Here is an 18,566-nt window from a genome sequence, read left to right on the forward strand (position 1 = left end):
GGCAGGGCCGCACGGCGGATCCCCCGATCGCCGGCGACTCGGGCGCGGCGCTACCGGGGCGCGCCGCTGCCCGGGTCGGGGGCGTCGTCGTCGTGGTCGGGGTCGTAGCGGGTGGGCTCGGCCGGCAGCGTGTAGCGCTCGTTGACCAGGCCGCTGACGCGCTCCCTGCTGGTCCGCGCGTCCAGCTCCCCGGCGTCCTCGGCCGCGCGGACCAGGCCGGCCAGTTCCGAGTCGCGGACCGAGTCCTCCAGCCAGCGCGAGTAGTCGTGGCGGCGCAGGTGGTGCATCCAGGTGTCGTCGTCGATCCCCTCGGCGATCTCCAGGAAGGTCTGCAGATTGCGCGCCCGCAGCCGCATCCGCCCCTCCGGGCCGGTGAAGTAGAAGCTCTTGTCCCGCGACATCGTGCCGGCCGCGTACTTGCGGCGGTGCCGGGTCCGCTGCGCCTCGCTCGGCGTCAGCCGCAGCCTGCGGGCCTCGTCCTCCCGCGTGTCCCACACCGTGATGGGGGAGGGCTCCGGGTCGGCCTCCCCGGAGCCGGCGGGCAGCCGCGGTTCGGGTCGGCCCAGCGCGGAGGCGAAGGACCGCAGCGTCACGGAGGGGTCGTCGCCCACGGCGATGACGGTGCCGAGCAGGGCGAGCACGTGCCGGCTGAGCGTCTCCGGGTGCACGGTGATCATCATCAGGCCGCCGATGTCGTGGAGGTCGCGCACCGGCGGTTCGGCCAGCTCCGGCGGCATCAGGTGGTGCGCCTCGTCGACCACCGTCCAGTGCGGGTGCCCCGTCCGCCCGCGCATGCCGGCCAGGCGCGGCAGCAGTTCGGCGAAGAAGGCCGGCCGGTCGCGCAGCGGCACGGCGAGCAGGTTGACCACGACGTCGCGCTCCGGCTGCTCCAGCAGGCGCAGCGCCTCGTCCACCGTCGGGGCCCGGGTGGGGTCGCCGAGCACCGCCGCGTCCTCGAAGTCGGTGTAGTCGCCCTCGGGGTCGACGACGCAGTACTGGTACCCGGCCTGTCCCAGCCGCTCCAGCAGGGCCGACGTCGCCGTGGACTTGCCGCTGCCCGAGGGCCCGGCGACCGCGAGCGCCGTACCGTACGGCGGGACCGTCACGGCTGCGCCGTCCGCGGTCCCCAGCAGGATGTCGTGGCGGGTGATGGCGACGCCGCGCAGGTCGGAGTCGACGAGGGCCGCGGCGAGGTCGGCGACCCCCTCGCCGTGGGAGCGCCGCAGCACCAGGTCGCAGTGCTCTTTGACCGCGTCCAGGGCGTTGGCGACGGCGGCCCCGCATTCGGACAGCCGCAGCATGGCGTGGTCGTTCTCGGCGTCGCCCACGCTCACGACGTTGTGCGCCGACACCCGCAGCCGCCGCAGCGCCGCGGTCAGGCCCGAGGCCTTGTTGACCGCGGGCGGCAGCACCATGACGGCGCCCTTGTTGTACACGACCTGCAGCTCCAGCCCCAGGTCGCGGATCGCGGCGAGCACGGTGCGGTCGTGCGGTTCGCGGGTGGAGACGAGCACGTGGCCCACGCCGAGCGGCCGCACCTCCGCGGCCCGCAGCCGCTCCACGAACTCCGGCGGCGGCGCTTCGGCCAGCGGGTGCAGGCTGCGCCGGCCGGGATCGTAGAGCACGCCGCCGTTCTCGGCCACGATCATGTCGAACAGGTCGGCGTGCGGGAAGACCGCCAGCAGGTCGTCCAGCTCGCGGCCGGTCACCAGGAGGAGCCGGCGCCCCGACCGGGACACCCGCTCCAGCGCCGCCATGGTGGCCTCGGGGACCAGCCCGTCGCGGGCCAGCGTGCCGTCGAAGTCGCATGCCAGCGCGTGATAACGCATCGGGTACCTCCAGCGGCGTCGGGCCCTGCCCACCACCTGACCCGAACGCCGCCGCCTACACCTGCCCGGCCGCGGACCGCGCGGAGCGGGATCCGCGGCCGGGACCGGGATCGGCGAGGGGCCGGCGCGCTCAGCCGCGCTTGGCCCGGCCCACGACGAGGCCGAGGGCGATCATCCCGATGCCCAGGAACAGGTGCAGCCAGTTGTCGGCCGCGTTCAGCGGCACGAAGTTCGCGGCGCTGTCGTGCCCGATCAGCAGGCCGTAGACCCACAGCACCAGGTAGACGATCCCGCCGCCCAGGAGGTAGAGCCTGGCCAGGCGGGCGGTGCGGGCCATGATGAGCCCGACGACGCCGAACAGCAGGTGCACGATGTTGTGCAGGATGGAGACCTGGAACAGGCCGAGGAGCAGCGCCTCGGACTCGTGGCCGGCGAACTGCATGGCGCCGTAGTCGGTCGTGGCCCCGGGGATGAATCCGAGGATCCCTACGAGCAGGAACACCGCCGCGACGATGGCGGCGACCAGCCGCGCCGTCCTGCCGAGCGACACCTCTGAGCGGTCCCTGTGCACGTTGGACATGTCCGCGTCCTCCCTTTCGCGTCCCTTCGGGCCGTCCGCGGGCCCGCGTCGGACGGTTCCGGACCGCGGGTGCGGCCCGCACCGGCCGGTGCGTGTCCGGCCGGCCACGGACCGCTATCCCGAAACCGCCGTGTTGATGCGTGGAGGAGGGACACGGAAGGGTCACGTCCACGGCGCGGCGGCCGGGCGGCGCCGGAGGCCGCGCGCCCTGGGTAGGCTGGGCGACTGCCATGACCACCGACATCCCCGCCGGCGTCCCGGACGGAGCCCCCGGGCGGCGCCCCGACGTGCTCTCGCGGCTGCGCATGCCCGGCGCCGTGCTGCGGGCGCTGGCCTGCCCGCACTGCGGGCACGGGCTCGCCGCCTCGGGCAATGGACTGGGCTGCGACTCCGGGCACCGCTTCGACGTGGCCAAGGAGGGCTACGTCAGCCTGCTCACCGGCCGCGGGTCCGCGGGGACGGGCGACACCGCCGAGATGGTGCGGGCGCGCCGGTCCTTCCAGGACGCGGGGCACTTCGCGCGGCTGGCCGGGGCCGTGGCCGAGACCGCCGCGTGCCTGGCGGCCGGGCCTGGCGCCGGGGCGCGGACCGCGGACGGCGCCCCGGGCGGGATCGTCGCCGACGTCGGCGCCGGCACCGGCTACCACCTGGCCGCGGTGCTGGACCGCCTGCCGGGGGCGACGGGCGTCGCGCTGGACGTCTCCAAGTTCGCGCTGCGGCGCGCGGCCAAGTGCCACCCCCGCGCGGGCGCAGCGGGCTGCGACGCCTGGCAGGGCCTGCCGCTGCGCTCCGGCGCGGTCTCGCTGCTGCTCAACGTGTTCGCCCCGCGCGACGGGGCCGAGTTCGCCAGGGTGCTGCGGCCCGACGGCGCGCTCGTCGTCGTGACGCCGACCGCCCGGCACCTGGGCGAGCTGGTCGGTCCGCTGGGGCTGGTGTCGGTGGACCCGCGCAAGGACGAGAGGCTGGAGCGCGCGCTCGGCGGCCTCTTCGAGGAGACGGGCCGCGACGAACTCGACGTCGACCTCGCCCTGTCCCGCGCCGACGCCGCCACCGCCGTCGAAATGGGCCCCAGCGCCCGGCACCTGAGCCCGCAGGAGCTGCGGCGCGGGATCGCCGCGCTGCCCGAACCCGTGGCCGTCACCGGGTCGTTCTCTGTGTCGGTGCACCGTCCGCGCCCGGCGCCCACCCGGGGGTAGGGCCGCCCCGGCCTGGGTAAGGACAGCCCCGTGACCCAGAGCCCCGCGCAGCGCTTCTCGGTGTGGGCGCCCGATCGCGAACGCGTGAGCGTGCGCGTCGGCCCCGGCGACCGCCCCCTCGACGCTCCCCCGGCCCGCGACCACCCCATGACCCGGGACGAGCGCGGCTGGTGGCACGCCGACGTGCCGGTGGGGCCGTCCGACGCCGCGCACCCCCTCGACTACGCGTTCCTGCTCGACGACGACCCCGAGGCGCTGCCCGATCCCCGCTCGGCGTGGCAGCCCAACGGCGTGCACGGGCCGTCGCGCCGCTACGACCACGCGGCCTTCCCATGGACCGACACCGGGTGGAGCGGCAGGGCGCTGCCGGGCAGCGTCGTCTACGAACTGCACATCGGCACCTTCACCGAGGAGGGCACCTTCGACGCCGCGATCGGGCGCCTGGACCACCTCGTCGACCTGGGGGCCGATCTGGTCGAGGTCATGCCGGTCAACGCCTTCGACGGCGTGCACGGCTGGGGCTACGACGGCGTGCTGTGGGGCGCGGTGCACCAGCCCTACGGCGGGCCCGACGCCTTCAAGCGCTTCGTCGACGCCTGCCACGCGCGCGGCCTGGGCGTGCTGCTCGACGTCGTCTACAACCACCTCGGGCCCTCAGGGGCCTACCTGCCCCGCTTCGGGCCCTACTTCAGCGGGGAGAACGCCTGGGGCCCCTCCCTCAACCTGGACGGGCCCGGCTCCGACGAGGTGCGCCGCCACGTCATCGACGATGCGCTGGGCTGGCTGCGCGACTACCACCTGGACGGGCTGCGGCTGGACGCCGTGCACGCGCTCGCCGACCGGCGCGCCACGCACCTGCTCGCCGAGCTGTCCGCCGAGGTCGACGCGCTCGCCGCCGGACTGCGCCGGCCGCTGGCCCTGATCGCCGAGTCCGACCTCAACGACCCGGCCATGGTCACCGCGCGCGAGGCCGGGGGCCGCGGGATGACCGCACAGTGGTGCGACGACCTGCACCATGCGCTGCACGCCGCGCTCACCGGCGAGGACCAGGGCTACTACGCCGACTTCGCCGTTCCCGACGCCCTCGCCCGCACCCTGCGCTCGGCGTTCCTGCACGCCGGGACCTGGTCCTCCTTCCGGGGGCGCACGCACGGCGCCCCCGTCGACACCCGCAGCATCCCCGGCAGCCGGTTCCTGGCCTACCTGCAGAACCACGACCAGGTCGGCAACCGGGCGCGCGGCGACCGGATGCCCGAGGCGGTCCGGCCCGGCCTGCTCGCCTGCGGCGCGGCGATCGTGCTGTGCTCGCCCTACACCCCGATGCTGTTCATGGGGGAGGAGTGGGCGGCGTCGACCCCGTGGCGGTTCTTCGCCTCCTTCCCCGACCCGGAGCTGGCCGAGGGGGTGCGCCGGGGCCGCCGGCGCGAGTTCGCCGGGCACGGCTGGGGCGGGGCCGAGGTGCCCGACCCGATGGATCCGGCGACGCGCGAGCGCTCGGTGCTGCGCTGGGAGGAGCGGGACCGGCCCGGGCACAAGGAGGTGCTGGAGCTGTACCGGTCGCTGATCGCCCTGCGCCGCGCCCGCCCGGAACTGGCCGACCCGCGCCTGGACCGGTTCGCGGTCGGGGCGAGCGGGGACGGCCGCGTCCTCGTGCTGCACCGAGGCGCCCTGCGCGTGGTCTGCAACCTGCGCGCCGAGGCCGCCGCCGCGGTCCTGGACCGCCCGGCGCGCTCGGTCCTGCTCGCCTCGGCCGGGGGCGCGGGGACCGGAGCCGGCGGGGTCGAGACCGGCGCGGCCGAGGTCCGGCTGCCGGCCGAGTCCTTCGCGGTCCTGGCCACCTGAGGCGCGGCACCGTCCCTGAGCAGGGGCGGTGCGGTCACTGAGCGGGGACGCGGGACCGATCCGGTCCGAGCCGCGAAAAACCGCCGGCCGGGGCCGGACGACGCGGCCCTTTCCCTGGTAGGACTTATTGCGTGGTGGTAGCACGCGAACACGAAGGCACATCGCAGACCCCGGCCGAGCGCCGGCCCGGAGCGGGCGAGGTGGCGGCCGCCCTGCTGCGGGCGCTGCCCGCCGAGATCGTGCGGACCGATACGACGACCCGGGCGGCCTACGCCTCAGACGGCTCGGTCTTCCGGCAGGTCCCGGCGGCCGTGGTCCTGCCCCGCGACGCCGACGACGTGGCCGGGGCCCTTGAGGCCGCCCGCGAGACCGGGGCGCCCGTCGTCTCGCGCGGCGGGGGCACCTCCATCGCGGGCAACGCGATCAGCGAGGGCGTCGTCCTGGACTTCTCCCGGCACATGGACCGGATCGTCTCCATCGACCCCGATGCGCGCACCGCCGTCGTGCAGCCCGGCGTGGTGCTGGACGACCTGCGCGCCGCCGCCGAACGGCACGGCCTGACCTTCGGCCCCGACCCCTCCACCCACTCCCGCTGCACCCTGGGCGGGATGATCGGCAACAACGCCTGCGGGTCGCACTCGGTGCGCTGGGGTACCACGGCCGACAACGTGATCGGGCTGCGCGGCCTGCTCGCCGACGGCCGCCCGTTCGACGCGGGCCGCGGCACCAGCGGCGATCCCGCCGTCGACGCCGAACTCATCCGGCTGCGCGACGCCCACCTGGCCTCCCTGCGGACCGGGCTGGGCCGGTTCAGCCGCCAGGTCTCCGGCTACGGGCTGCACCACCTCCTGCCCGAGAACGGCTTCGACGTCGCCAAGGCGCTGGTGGGCAGCGAGAGCACCTGCGCGATCGTCACCGAGGCCACCGTCAGGCTGGTGCCGTCCCCGCCGGTGCGGCTGCTCGTGGTGTTCGGCTTCCCCGACGTCTTCGAGGCGGCCACCGCGGCCGCCGACCTGGCGCGCTGCGACGTCCTCACCGTCGAGGGCATGGCCGACGACCTCATCCAGGCGCTGCGCTCCCGGCCCGGCCGGGCCGGCGCCGGTTCGGAACTGCCCCCGGGGCGCGGCTGGCTGTACTGCGAGGTCGGCGGGCAGGACCGCGAGGAGGCGCTGGAGAGAGCCGCGCGCACCGCCGCCGTGGTGCGCGAGCGGTTCCCCGAGGCCGGTGAGCGGATCGTGCGCGACCCCGCCGAGGCCCGCGCGCTGTGGCGCATCCGCGAGGCCGGGGCCGGCATCGCCGCGCGCATGGCCGACGGCGGCGAGGCGTGGGCCAACTGGGAGGATTCCGCGGTGCCCGTGGACAACCTCGCCGCCTACCTGCGCGACCTCTACGACCTCATGGCCGAGCACGGGCTGCGCGGCATCCCCTACGGCCACTTCGGCGAGGGCTGCCTGCACCTGCGCTGCGACTTCGATCTGCACACCGACCGCGGGCTCGCCGCCTACCGCGCGTTCATGAACGCCGCGGCCGACCTGGTCACCGGGCACGGGGGATCGGTGTCGGGCGAGCACGGGGACGGGCGGGCGCGCTCCGAGCTGCTGGCGCGCATGTACCCCTCCGAGCTGCTGGATGCGTTCGCGCAGTTCAAGGGCGTGTTCGACGCCGAACGGAGGCTCAATCCCGGCGTGCTGGTGGATCCGGACCCGCTGGACGCCGCCCTGCGGCCCGGCCCCGGCCACGACCGGCTCGACCTCCTCCCCGTCCACGCGCTGTCCACCGACGGCGGGTCCTTCGCGCGTGCCGTCGGCCGGTGCGTGGGCGTGGGGGCCTGCCGCAACCTGCACACCGGGTCGATGTGCCCGTCGTTCAAGGCCACCCGCGACGAGGTGCACTCCACCCGGGGCCGCGCGCGGGTGCTCGCGGAAATGCTGCGCGGCGAGACGCTGACCGACGGATGGCGCTCCACGGAGGTGCGCGAGGCGCTCGATCTGTGCCTGTCCTGCAAGGCCTGCGCCAGCGACTGCCCGGTCGAGGTGGACATGGCCACCTACAAGGCCGAGTTCCTGCACCGGCACTACGCGCGCCGCCTCCGCCCGATGGCGCACCTGTCGATGGGGTGGCTGCCGGTGTGGTCCCGGCTGGTGACGGCGGCGGCGCCGGTCGCCCGCGCGACCAACGCCCTGCTGGCCCGGCCGCGGGTGGCGGCCCTGGTCAAGCGGGCCGGGGGGATCGAGCCCCGCCGCCGGATGATCCGCTTCGCCGAGACGACGCTGCGCCGGTGGATGCGGCGGCGCGGTCCGGCGCAGGCCGCCCCGGGAGCGGTCGGCACCGCGGGGAAGAGGACCGGGGGATCCTCCGCCGGCACAGAGCAAATCTACAACGTAAAGGAAACGGCTTCTCCGACTCCGTCCCCGCGCGACGACCGGCCCGCGGTCGTGCTGTGGCCCGACACCTTCACCAACTTCCACGAACCCGGAACCGGCCGGGCGGCGGTGGAGGTCCTCGAAGCGCTGGGCTACCGCGTCGAACTGCCCGCCGGGTCGGTGTGCTGCGGGCTGACCTGGCACTCCACCGGGCAGCTCGGCATGGTGCGCCGCGCGCTGCGGCACGCGCTGGACGCGCTGGAGGTCCAGCTCGCCGCCGGGTACCCGGTGGTTGGCCTGGAGCCCTCCTGCACGGTGATGCTGCGCGACGAGGTGCGCGAGCTCCTCCCCGACGATCCGCGGGCCCGGCGGCTGGCCGAGCAGACCACGACCCTGGCCGAACTGGTCGCCGAGCACGAGGGGGAGTGGCCGTTCGGCCGGCTGGACGCCGCGGCGGTGGCCCAGGTGCACTGCCACCAGGAGGCGAAGGGCTCCTACGGCGCCGACCTCGCGGTGCTGCGGCGCCTGGGCGTCGACCCCGACGTCATCGGTTCGGGCTGCTGCGGCCTCGCGGGCAACTTCGGGTTCGAACGCGGCCACTGGGAGGTCTCCCAGAGCTGCGCCGAGCGCGAGCTCTACCCCAAGGTCCGCGCCGCGGCCGCCGAGGACGTGATCCTGGCCGACGGCTTCTCCTGCCGTACCCAGATCACCCAGGGCACCGACCGGACCGGCAGCCATCTCGCCGAGGTCCTGCGCACGGCGCTGCGGCCGGACCGGCCGGAAAAGGAGACGCGAGACTGAGAGGAGGCGGCCCTCGGTCGCTGACGGGAATCGGAGAGCCGTGGTCTGATCGGGCTTTGGCCGTCGGGTCTGCGGGGGTGAGGTGGGCGTCCACGGCGCGGATCCGCTGCGCCGCCGGCGCTGCGCGCACTGCGGCAGCCAAACCCCCGTGCACATCCGATCGCCAGGTGTCAACGGGTTCTCCGTTCCCCACCGGTGACGCGGGAAGGCCGCCGTCAGCGCGCCGACGCCCCCGGCGCGGCTCGGGACCGGCGCACCCGCGCAGGCGCCGGCCCGAGCGGTCCCTGCGGCGTTTCGCGTGCGGGCCCCGGGGTAGCCGAACGGCCGTGCCGTTCGGAGGAGCACCATGGACCCCGACTTCGATCCGTCCGCCTACGGGAGCCGCATCGCCGACGTCTACGACGCGACGGTGCGGGACCTGCCGACCGCGGCGGCGGTGCAGCGCCTGGCCGAACTCGCGGGTGACGGCCCCGTCCTGGAGTTCGGCATCGGCACGGGGCGGCTCGCCCTCCCGCTGCTCCAGCGCGGGCTGCGCGTCGCGGGGATCGAGGGGTCACCGGACATGGTCGCCCAGCTCCGCGCCAAACCAGGGGGCGAGGGCGTCCCCGTCACCGTGGGCGACTTCGCCCGGACCCGGGTGGAGGGCCGTTTCACCCTGGTGGTCCTGGCCCTGAACACGGTCTTCGCCCTGCCCTCCCAGGAGGCGCAGGTGCGCTGCTTCGCCAACGCCGCCGCGCACCTGCGCGACGGCGGGCGCTTCGCCGTCGAGGCGTGGACGCCGGATCCCGGGGCGTTTCGCGACGGGAGGTCGGTGCGCCTGCTGTCGGTGGCCGAGGACGAGGTCGTGCTCGAAGCGGCGGAGCTGTTCCCCGGCGAGCAGCTCATGCGGACCACGAAGGTGCGGATGACCCCGCGCGGAACACGGCTGCTCCCGGCCAACCACCGCTACGCGTGGCCGGCCGAGCTGGACCTGATGGCCAGGCTGGCCGGGATGGAGCTGGAGCACCGGTGGGCCGACTGGAGCGGCGCCCCGTTCACCGACGCCAGCCGCGACCACGTGACGGTCTACCGCAGGCGCGCGTGACCACCGCGGCCGGCGCGGTCGCCGCCCGCAAGCCGGGGGGAGGAGCGAGGGAGAGGGCATGCGACTACCACGGCCCAGAGGAGCGCTCACCGAGGCGCTGTTCGCGGAACTGCTACAGCCGCCGCACGAGCTGCCCGCCGCCCTGACCCGCGGGGACGCGGCGGCCCCGGAGCGCTTCGGCGGCGCCCTGCACCACGAGGACCTCCAGCTCGCCCTGTACGCCTGCTACGAGCTGCACTACTCGGGTTTCGACGGGGTCAGGGCCGCCTGGGAATGGGAGCCGTCCCTGCTGGCGCTGCGCCGGCGGCTGGAGACGGCGCTGGACGCGGCGCTGCGCGAGGCGGTGCACCCGATGCCGGAGGCGGCCGCGGCGCAGGTCCCGCGGACGCTGGCCGACATGGCCGGCGGGACCGGGGACGGTCCGTCGCTGCCGGCGTTCCTGCAGCGGCGCGCGACCATGGGGCAGTTCCGCGAGTTCGTCGCCCACCGCTCCGTCTACCACCTGAAGGAGGCCGACCCGCACACCTGGGCGATCCCCAGGACGAGGGGGCGGGTCAAGGCAGCCCTCGTGGAGATCCAGGCCGACGAGTACGGGGGCGGCCGCGCGGAATGCATGCACGCGGAGCTGTTCCGGGTCACCATGCGCGGCCTCGGACTGGACGACTCCTACGGCGCCCACGTGGAGCGGGCCCCGGCGATCACCCTCGCCGTCAACAACGCCATGTCCCTGTTCGGCCTGCACCGGGCCCGGCTCGGGGCGCTGCTCGGCCATCTCGCCGCCTTCGAGATGACCTCTTCGCTGCCCAACCGCGCCTACTCGATGGGGCTGCGGCGGCTGGGGGCGGGCTCCGCGGCGCGCCGCTTCTACGACGAGCACGTCCAGGCCGACGCGGTCCACGAGCAGATCGCCGCCCACGACATGTGCGGCGGCTTCGCCGCGCAGCACCCGGAGCAGGCCGGGGAGGTGCTCTTCGGCGCGGCGGTCTGCCTCGCGCTGGACCGGCTGTTCGCCGACCACGTGCTGGCCCACTGGGAGCGCGGCGAGACCTCCCTGCGCGCCGGCGCCGCGGCGGTCCCGGCATGACGGCCCGCGCGGCGGACGCGGTCCCTCGGGTCCACCCGCCCGCCCCGCCCCGCGGCACCGGCGCGGTCGGCTACGTGCTGCCCCTGCGCTGGGACGACGACAGCGGGCTGGCGGAGCTCACCGCCTACCTGCACCGGATCGGCGAGTGCGCCGAGGTCGCCGAGGTCGTCGTCGTCGACGGCTCGCCTCCCGCGCTGTTCCGGGCGCACGCCCGCGCATGGGGCGGCGCGGTCCGGCACCTGCGCCCCGACGAGCGGACACGGTGCGGCAACGGGAAGGTGAGCGGCGTGCTCACCGGCGTCCGGCACGCCACGGCCGAACGCCTGATCATCGCCGACGACGACGTGCGCTACGACGGGCCGGCCCTGCGCGCGGTCGCCTCCCTGCTGGACCGCGCCGACCTGGTGCGGCCGCAGAACTTCTTCGAGCCCGCGCCCTGGCACGCGCTGTGGGACACCGCCAGGACCCTGATCAACCGCAGCGTCGGGCGGGACTACCCGGGGACGTTCGGGATCCGGCGCTCGACGTTCCTGGCCATGGGCGGCTACGACGGCGGCGTCCTCTTCGAGAACCTGGAGCTGATCCGCACCGTCCGGGCGCACGGCGGGACCGAGGCGCGCCCTCTGGACGTCTACGTCCGCAGGCTGCCGCCCGGCACCGGCCGGTTCTGGGCCCAGCGCCTCCGGCAGGCCTACGACGACACCGCCCAGCCCGCGCGGATGGCGCTCTTCCTGTCCGTGCTGCCGGCCGTCGCGGCCGCCGTGCGCGGGCGCAGGTTCGGCCTGCTCCTGGCGGGCGCGGCGCTGCCCGTGGCCCTGGCCGAGGTCGGCCGCCGACGGGCCGGCGGGAGCGCGGTGTTCCCGGCGGCCTCCGTCCTCCTCGCCCCGATCTGGGTGCTCGAAAGGGGCGTCTGCGTCTGGCCGGCCCTGGTGGCGCGGCTGCGCGGGACCGGCGTGGCCTACGCGGGCGCCCACCTGCGGCTGGCCGCCCACTCCACCCGCCACCTGCGCGCCCGCGCCCGCCGAACCGCTGCGTCGGCGAGTCCTGCCGCGCGGGGGTAGGGCGCCCAGACCACCATTGGCCACAAGGAACAGTGGAAAGGCCGCCTGTGGACCGCGCGCCCCCTACCGAGGTCTGCGGGAGTCAGGTGGGCTTGAGCCGTCGGTGGGCGTGCGACCCAGCCTCGCGCAACCTCTGCAAACCTCAGCGGTGCCGCTTTCGCCTCAAGACCGCCCGTCACCCGGCCGACCGCTTCGGTGTGTGCTCTCCTGGGACGGCGCCACGGCCCGCCCAGTTTTCGAAACGCCGGTCCCAGCAGGTCATGCCCGGTCAGGACGCCGAGGAAGGCCCCGACCCGTTGCGCGACCAGGTCGAGGCCGACCGTATGCGCCGCGCCATGGACCGTGTGTTCGGCCAGGCCCACCATTGGCCCGACCACCACACCTAGCCGAACTCGTCGGCCAGGCGGAGCCCGCTTCCGCAGATGCCGGAGACGGGCTCTCGTGCGCCGCCCGATGCGGAGATTCAGATCCGGCGGACGATCTTGTCCTCGGTCACGGTCGTCGAGGACGGAATATAGGGCCGCATGGACCCAAAGCCGACAGGGGGCCGGGACCTTAGGCGTAGGTCGGTGATGGTGTAACTGACGGGGTCGCCGGACACATCGGTGATCTTGCCGCCGTAGAGAGCGTTGGAGTAATCGAACTCAACCTGGTCGCCCTTCTTGTACTTCGATGCCTTGGGCTTGGTTTTCTCGGTCATGGTGCCGCCGGTGGCGGTGAAGGCCGTGTCGGCCACCCCGGCGAGCGGGCCGGAGGCTCCCTGGCCCTTGCCTTGACCGTCGACGCTTCCGCCGGCCGCCGCGTAGAAGGTGTTGCGGAGGCTGTCGACCGCGCTGACGGAGCCGTCGTCCAGGCTGGTGGCGGTGACGTTGTCGTTGAGCCCTCGGGGCAGCCTTCCCATCGACTGACCGGCTTCGATCGTGGCCCCGATGAAGACCCGCAGCGGGCGGCCGGTCTTGTTCACCACCGAGCTCACGACGTGGCCGAAGCCGTGGGCGTCGAGGTCGGCGATGGGCTCATCGGCGACGAGCATCCTGCCGCCGCGCGGATCGGTGTTGCACTCGGCGTGCTCATACAGGGCGTAGTGCCCCTCGGGGCACGCATCGGCCCCGACTCCCTCGAAGACCTTCACTGCCATGGCTGTCTCCCCTTGTTCCTGATACGTCGTGGCGTGCCGCCGCGGTCGGGAACCGATCCTCCGCACAGGTGCGATCGCCTCGGAACCAGTGCCCCAGGCGCCGCCTCCGTGGGAAGCGGCGGTGCCGGGACCGCTGGAGCCCGGCCGTGTCGGCACGGGGTCCCTGGTGAGCGTCTGTGGCTCTTGCCCGTCGCCGTGGACCGGCGGCCGCACTCAGTCCTGTTCCAACCGGTGGGAGCCGAAACGAGCCATCGGAAAAGGCCCCGGATCGGCGGGGGCGAATGCGAGCCAACCGGGACTCAACGGGTGCGCCAAGGCGGTTTACGGCCAGGCCGCGTTGCCGAGTCGGCCACCACCGAATCCCCTGGCCTGAGAGCGAGCGCACGGCTCGACGAGCGGAACCGCACGCCGGCTCATCACCTCCCAGGGGCCGGACGACCGCCCCCGCCCCTCCCAGGCCGCGTCATCGCCGCGCCGCTGAGCGCTTCCAGGCCGCTCACACCACCGCTGCTCAATGGGCAAGACCGTCATCGGGGTTATGGCACGGCCGGTATGGCCGGCCGCACGGCCGCAGGCGGCACAGGCCGGGTGCGATTTCTGCGGGCCTCAGCAGGAGACGTCGGGCCCGCTGGGGGCGGTGAAGCCGATCGCCTTGTGGCTGCCGTCGCAGAACGGCTTCACGGCCGAGGCCCCGCACCGGCACAGCGCCACCGTCCGGCGTCCCGGCTCGATCTCCTCGCCGCCCTGCGTGGTCAGCCGGAAGGCGCCCCTGACGAGCAGCGGGCCGTTCTCGCACGGCGTCACGGTGACCGGGTCGGCGTCCGGAGGCTCGTCCACGGCCGCCCCGCTACCCCCGCCGAGCGCCCGGAAACCGCGGCGCCCGCGGTGGCGCACCGGAAACGGCGGCGCCTCACGCCTCCCGGAGCAGGTCGTTGTCCTCGACCGTCGCCGCGTCCAGTTCCCGGTAGCCCTCGTCGTCGAAGAGCACCACGAGGCGGTCGGGCCGGTGCTCGATCACCGTCCCCTCGCCCCACCTCCGGTGCCGCACCCGCGCGTCCGCGGGGAACGCGGCGGGGCCGTCGGCGTGCGAGGGGGCGTCGGAGGAGCGCCCCGAGGCGCAGTTGTCGCAGTGCCCGCACTCCTGCTCCACCGGCTCGCCGAGGTAGCCGAGCAGGAACCGGCCGCGGCAGTCCGCCGTCTCGGCGTAGTGCCGCATCATCTCCAGCCGTGAGCGCTCGAAGTCGCGGTGCCGTTCGGCCAGCTCCACGGCCAGCCGTGCGGCCTCCTCAGGGGGCGGCGCACCGGGCCTGGAGCGCACCCCGCGGCGGCCCCGCGCCTCCAGGGCGCCGACCTGCTCCAGCAGGTCCAGCGCCGTGGTGAGCCTGCGGGCCGACAGGTCGGCGTGCTCGCGCAGCTCGCGCCGCGAGGCGCGCCCCGCTTGGGCCACGCGGGCCGCGACGCGTTCCAGCGGGTCCGCGTCGGGCAGGCCGCCGGTGAAGAACCGCTGGACGCCCAGGTCCCGGTCCCGGTGGAACAGGACGGCGCGTGCGGGGTCGCCGTCGCGCCCGGCGCGCCCGATCTCCTGGTAATAGGCGTCGGGGGACCCCGGCACGTCGGCGTGCAGGACGCAGCGCACGTTCGGTTTGTCCAGTCCCATGCCGAAGGCGTTGGTGGCCACCACGGCGTCCAGCTCGTCGGCCATGAACGCCTCCTGTGTCCGGTCCCGCTGCGAGCGCGGCAGTCCGGCGTGGTAGCAGGCTGCGGCGCAGCCTGCCGCGGTGAGCCGTTCGGCGTGGAACTCGCTGCTCCGCCGGGTGGCGGTGTAGACGATGGCCGGCTTGGCCGCCTCGACCGCGGTCGAGGCGACCGCCTCGTTCTTGGCGTCCCCGTCCTCGTGCCGGCGCACGTCGAGGAAGATGTTGGGGCGGTCGAAGCCGCGGACGACCTCGACGGCGCCGCGCATGCCCAGGCGCTCGGTGATCTCGGCGCGCACCGGCGGCGCGGCGGTGGCGGTGAGGGCGAGCACCACCGGATGGCCGAGCCGTTCGACCACGCTCCCCAGTCGCAGGTAGTCGGGCCGGAAGTCGTGCCCCCACGCCGAGATGCAGTGGGCCTCGTCCACCACGAACAGCCGGGGGGCGGCGGCGCGCACCTCCTCCAGCACGTCGTGGCGGTCGAGCTGCTCCGGGGCCATGAGGACGAAGCAGGTCGCGCCCGACCCCAGCTTCGCGTACGCCTCGCCGCGCTCCCGCGCCGACGTGGCGGAGTTGAGGCCGTGGGCGTCGAGGCCGTGCCGCCGCGCCGCCTCGACCTGGTCGTGCTGCAGCGACACCAGCGGCGAGACGATGACGGTCGCGCCCCCGAGCATCCATCCGGCGACCTGGTGGATCGCCGACTTCCCTCCGCCGCTCGCCAGCACGGCGAGGGTGTCGCGCCCGTCCAGCAGCGCCTCGATCGCCGGCAGTTGCCCGGGGAGCAGCTCCCGCACCCCCAGGAGCCGCCGCAGGGCCGCGCGGATCCGCTTCTCCGACACCGCTTCTCCTCTCGATGGCCGCCGCCGTCTCCCCGGCCGTGCCCCGCTCCGCCGTGCGCGGCGGGGTGCGCCCGCCCGGCCGCTCACGGACGGGGGGACGTCCGGGTCCACCGGCGCCTGGACCTGTTCGGGCTCGCCGCGGCCGAGCACTTGGGGCACACGCGCACGACCCGGTCGGCCGCGCCGCCGGACTCGGGAAGCACGTCCTCCCAGGCGACGTGGTGGAACCGCCGCAGCCGGGAACGGCTCAGCGCCAGGCCGCAGACGGTCTGGTTGGTGCCCGGGTGCCAGGCGTGCACCTCCCCGGCCGGCAGACGCACCCCGTCGTCGTCGGTCCATTCCCCCGATGCCGCGACCGAGGCGGCACCGCGTGCTCCCATGTCGCCGCGCCCCTTTCCGTCTCCGCCGGCCCCTGCGCGGGCGGATCGCCCGCTGAGCCGGGACGACCCCGAGAACGAGGGCACCTGCCCGCCGAGGGCGCGGCCAAACGCCCACCGGACGCGGTCGTCCGCGGTAGCGCCGTGGCCGCCATGAGCAGTGCGCAACACGCGGGCGGCGCCGCGGCGCCGCGGGAGGGGCGGCCCGGTCGGCCGCTCCTCAGCCGCCCATGGTGCCCACCGCCGCGTCGAGCCGCCGGGCCAGCGCCTCGACGTCCTCCTGCGACACCGGGCGCTGCTCGTCGCCGGTGTCCAGCTCCTCCGCGCTCACCACCCGCAACGCCCCCTGGTAGGGCGGCCCGCCGAGCGCCGACTCCGGCACGACGTCGGCCGAGCCCTCGTGCACGATGAGCACGGGGTCGGGATCGGCCGAGTTCAGCAGTCGGCTGACGTGCTCGGCGCGGATGATCGCCATGGTCGACTCCTCCTCTGAGCGGGGTCCCGGCCGCGGCGCCGGCCGGCCGTGGCGGTGCGGCTACCCCGCGGCCCCGGCTTCACACCCGCCCGGCCGGTCACTCGACGATGATCACCTCCAGCGTGCGGGGGCCGTGCACGCCCTCCACGCGGTCGAGCTCGATGTCGCTGGTGGCCGAGGGGCCGCTGATCCAGGTGAGCGGTCGGCGCGGGTCGAGGCGCGCAACGGCCTCGGGGACGCCGGCGACGACCTGGTCGGCGCGCACCACGCACAGGTGGTAGTCCGGGATGAGGGTGACGGCGCGGCGGCCCTGTCCGGCGCCGCCGTCGAGCACGATGGTGCCGGTCTCGGCGATCGCCACGGCGCAGCCGGTGATCACGCCGTCGACCGCGTCGAGTTCGTCGATGTCGAGCTCGTCGCCGGCCACGGTCCTCGTGGCGGTCTGCGACGTCCAGTCGGCGGGCAGGTCGGCGGGCACCACCACCCGGTGGGTGTTGCGCCAGGCCATCGCCGAGGCGACCGCGGCGGGCAGGTCCGCCGCGCCGACCCGGTGCACGACGGCCTTGTAGTCCTCCAGCCGGTCGACCAGCAGCCCGATCGGCTCGCCCTGGTCGTGCGAGCGGGCGTAGTCGTCGGGGACGGTGACGTCCTCGGGCTTCTCGTCGCGGGGGACGTCGGCCAGGGCCGCGCGGACGCGGGCGAGGACGTGTTCCCTGGAGGCGCTCACCGCCGCCCACCCCTCTTCTTCCGCTCGTTCCGCCCGGGCGCGCCGCTTTCGCGCCTGCGCCACTGGTCGCGGAAGGACTCGGCGGGGATGTCGGGGACGTCGCGGGTGTCGGTCCAGGCGGCTCCCGGGCCGGGCAGGCGGCGGGGGACGAGGCCGCGGGCCTTGGCCGCCGCGCGCTGGGCGAGGGTGAGGCGGCGCCGGTCCTCCAGCACCCATCCCGCGGCGGCCATGGCGGTGCGCTCGGCGGCGTGGCCCCCGCCCTCGGTGACGCGTTCGCGCAGGTGCACGAGGACCTCGGGGATGTCGATGGCGACGGGGCAGACCTCGTAGCACGCCCCGCACAGCGAAGAGGCGTACGGCAGGGACGCGTCGATCTCGGAGGCGGTGCCGCGCAGTTGCGGGGTGAGGATCGCGCCGATGGGGCCGGGGTAGACCGACCCGTAGGCGTGGCCGCCGGTGCGCTCGTAGACCGGGCAGATGTTGAGGCAGGCCGAGCAGCGGATGCAGCGCAGCGCCTGGCGGCCCACCTGGTCGGCGAGTGTGTCGGTGCGGCCGTTGTCCAGCAGCACCAGGTGGAACTCCTGGGGTCCGTCGCCGGGGGTGACGCCGGTCCAGGTGGAGGTGTAGGGGTTCATCCGCTCGCCGGTGGAGGAGCGCGGCAGCAGTTGCAGGAACACCTCCAGGTCGGCCCAGGTGGGCACGATCTTCTCGATGCCCACCACCGAGATCAGGGTCTCGGGCAGGGTCAGGCACATCCGGCCGTTGCCCTCGGACTCCAGCACCACCATCGTGCCGGTGTCGGCGACGGCGAAGTTCGCGCCGGAGACGGCGACCCGGGTGGTCAGGAACTTCTCCCGCAGGTGGGTCCGCGCCGCCTCGGCCAGCGCGCGCGGATCGTCGGTGAGGCCGTCGGGCGCGGGCACCCCCCACTCGGCCATCTTGGCGCGGAAGATCTCGCGGATCTCGGAGCGGTTGCGGTGGATCGCCGGCACCAGGATGTGGGAGGGGGTGTCGTCGCCGAGCTGCACGATCAGCTCGGCCAGGTCGGTCTCGTAGGCGGTGATGCCGGCCTCGGCCAGCGCCTCGTTCAGCTCGATCTCCTGGGTGGCCATCGACTTGACCTTGACCACCTCGTCGTGCCCGGTGGCGCGCACCAGGTCGGTGACGACGGCGTTGGCCTCGGCGGCGTCGGCGGCCCAGTGCACGGTCCCCCCGGCCGCGGTGACCGCCTCCTCCAGGCGCTCCAGGTAGGTGTCCAGGTGGCGCAGCGTGCGGTTCTTGATCGCCGCGCCGGCCGCGCGCAGCCCGGCCCAGTCGTCGAGCTCCTCCACCACCGCGGCCCGCTTGTCGCGGATGGTGCGAGTGGCCTTGCGCAGGTTGTGCCGCAACTGGGCGTCGCCGGTGGCGGCGCGCGCGGCCTCGGGGAAGGCCGGCATGCCCATGAACGTCGCGCTCATCGCGCCTCCTCCTCGCGTT

The 18,566-nt window shown here is 75.0% G+C and carries 16 protein-coding genes; 7 read left to right on the top strand and 9 right to left on the bottom strand.

All coding sequences use genetic code 11. The annotated features are described in order from the left end of the window. Positions 1-50: 50 nt before the first annotated feature. Together HDA32_RS11940 and HDA32_RS11945 are read right to left on the bottom strand one after the other, a co-directional pair. A complete protein-coding gene (locus HDA32_RS11940; protein WP_179643261.1) occupies positions 51-1,829 on the bottom strand; it encodes an HAD family hydrolase in 1,779 nt (592 codons plus the stop codon). Between the two features lie 130 nt (positions 1,830-1,959). Next, positions 1,960-2,409, bottom strand: a complete 450-nt coding sequence (locus tag HDA32_RS11945; protein WP_179643262.1) for a DUF4383 domain-containing protein — start codon at positions 2,407-2,409, stop codon at positions 1,960-1,962. Between the two features lie 305 nt (positions 2,410-2,714). Here HDA32_RS11945 and HDA32_RS11950 point away from each other — a divergent pair, with 305 nt between their 5' ends. The 7 genes from HDA32_RS11950 to HDA32_RS31405 all read left to right on the top strand — a co-directional run bounded on the left by HDA32_RS11950 (position 2,715) and on the right by HDA32_RS31405 (position 12,226). After that, positions 2,715-3,605, top strand: a complete 891-nt coding sequence (locus tag HDA32_RS11950; protein WP_179646631.1) for a putative RNA methyltransferase — start codon at positions 2,715-2,717, stop codon at positions 3,603-3,605. A 30-nt stretch (positions 3,606-3,635) separates the two neighbouring features. After that, positions 3,636-5,447 (top strand): malto-oligosyltrehalose trehalohydrolase, encoded by a 1,812-nt coding sequence (gene treZ / locus HDA32_RS11955; protein WP_179643263.1) that lies wholly within the window; start codon positions 3,636-3,638, stop codon positions 5,445-5,447. Between the two features lie 131 nt (positions 5,448-5,578). Continuing rightward, the gene (locus tag HDA32_RS11960; protein ID WP_218882418.1) at positions 5,579-8,611 is read left to right on the top strand and encodes an FAD-binding and (Fe-S)-binding domain-containing protein; all 3,033 of its coding nucleotides are present in this window, start codon (positions 5,579-5,581) and stop codon (positions 8,609-8,611) included. A gap of 346 nt (positions 8,612-8,957) precedes the next feature. Continuing rightward, positions 8,958-9,695: a class I SAM-dependent DNA methyltransferase gene (locus HDA32_RS11965; protein ID WP_179643264.1), complete on the top strand. Its 738-nt coding sequence runs from the start codon at positions 8,958-8,960 to the stop codon at positions 9,693-9,695. A 58-nt stretch (positions 9,696-9,753) separates the two neighbouring features. Then, entirely contained in the window at positions 9,754-10,779 is a 1,026-nt protein-coding gene (locus HDA32_RS11970) for an iron-containing redox enzyme family protein (protein ID WP_179643265.1), read from the top strand. Continuing rightward, positions 10,776-11,840 (top strand): glycosyltransferase family 2 protein, encoded by a 1,065-nt coding sequence (locus HDA32_RS11975; RefSeq protein ID WP_218882419.1) that lies wholly within the window; start codon positions 10,776-10,778, stop codon positions 11,838-11,840. Before HDA32_RS11970 ends, HDA32_RS11975 begins: the two co-directional genes overlap by 4 nt. Before the next feature lie 260 nt (positions 11,841-12,100). Next, on the top strand, positions 12,101-12,226 hold the full coding sequence (locus HDA32_RS31405; protein WP_281370382.1) for a hypothetical protein: 126 nt from the start codon (positions 12,101-12,103) through the stop codon (positions 12,224-12,226). 77 nt (positions 12,227-12,303) lie between these two features. Here HDA32_RS31405 and HDA32_RS11980 read toward each other — a convergent pair whose 3' ends face one another. The 7 genes from HDA32_RS11980 to HDA32_RS12010 form a co-directional block, all read right to left on the bottom strand. Further along, on the bottom strand, positions 12,304-12,978 hold the full coding sequence (locus HDA32_RS11980; RefSeq protein WP_179643266.1) for a hypothetical protein: 675 nt from the start codon (positions 12,976-12,978) through the stop codon (positions 12,304-12,306). A 606-nt stretch (positions 12,979-13,584) separates the two neighbouring features. After that, entirely contained in the window at positions 13,585-13,815 is a 231-nt protein-coding gene (locus tag HDA32_RS31750) for a CDGSH iron-sulfur domain-containing protein (protein WP_179643267.1), read from the bottom strand. Positions 13,816-13,888: 73 nt separating this feature from the next. Next, positions 13,889-15,511 carry a RecQ family ATP-dependent DNA helicase gene (locus HDA32_RS11990; RefSeq protein WP_179643268.1) on the bottom strand — a complete coding sequence of 541 codons (1,623 nt, stop codon included), beginning with the start codon at positions 15,509-15,511 and terminating at the stop codon, positions 13,889-13,891. 83 nt (positions 15,512-15,594) lie between these two features. Beyond that, complete coding sequence (locus HDA32_RS30610) at positions 15,595-15,891, bottom strand: hypothetical protein (RefSeq protein WP_179643269.1); 297 nt, start codon at positions 15,889-15,891, stop codon at positions 15,595-15,597. Positions 15,892-16,108: 217 nt separating this feature from the next. Next, positions 16,109-16,363, bottom strand: coding sequence for a hypothetical protein (locus HDA32_RS12000; protein WP_179643270.1), 255 nt, complete (start codon positions 16,361-16,363; stop codon positions 16,109-16,111). 97 nt (positions 16,364-16,460) lie between these two features. Continuing rightward, the gene (locus HDA32_RS12005) at positions 16,461-17,090 is read right to left on the bottom strand and encodes a LutC/YkgG family protein (RefSeq protein ID WP_179643271.1); all 630 of its coding nucleotides are present in this window, start codon (positions 17,088-17,090) and stop codon (positions 16,461-16,463) included. Beyond that, positions 17,087-18,547, bottom strand: a complete 1,461-nt coding sequence (locus HDA32_RS12010; protein WP_179643272.1) for a lactate utilization protein B — start codon at positions 18,545-18,547, stop codon at positions 17,087-17,089. The genes HDA32_RS12005 and HDA32_RS12010 overlap by 4 nt, the downstream gene beginning before the upstream one ends. Positions 18,548-18,566: the final 19 nt, after the last annotated feature.

Origin of the sequence: Spinactinospora alkalitolerans, assembly GCF_013408795.1 — a bacterium.
Classification (GTDB): domain Bacteria; phylum Actinomycetota; class Actinomycetes; order Streptosporangiales; family Streptosporangiaceae; genus Spinactinospora; species Spinactinospora alkalitolerans.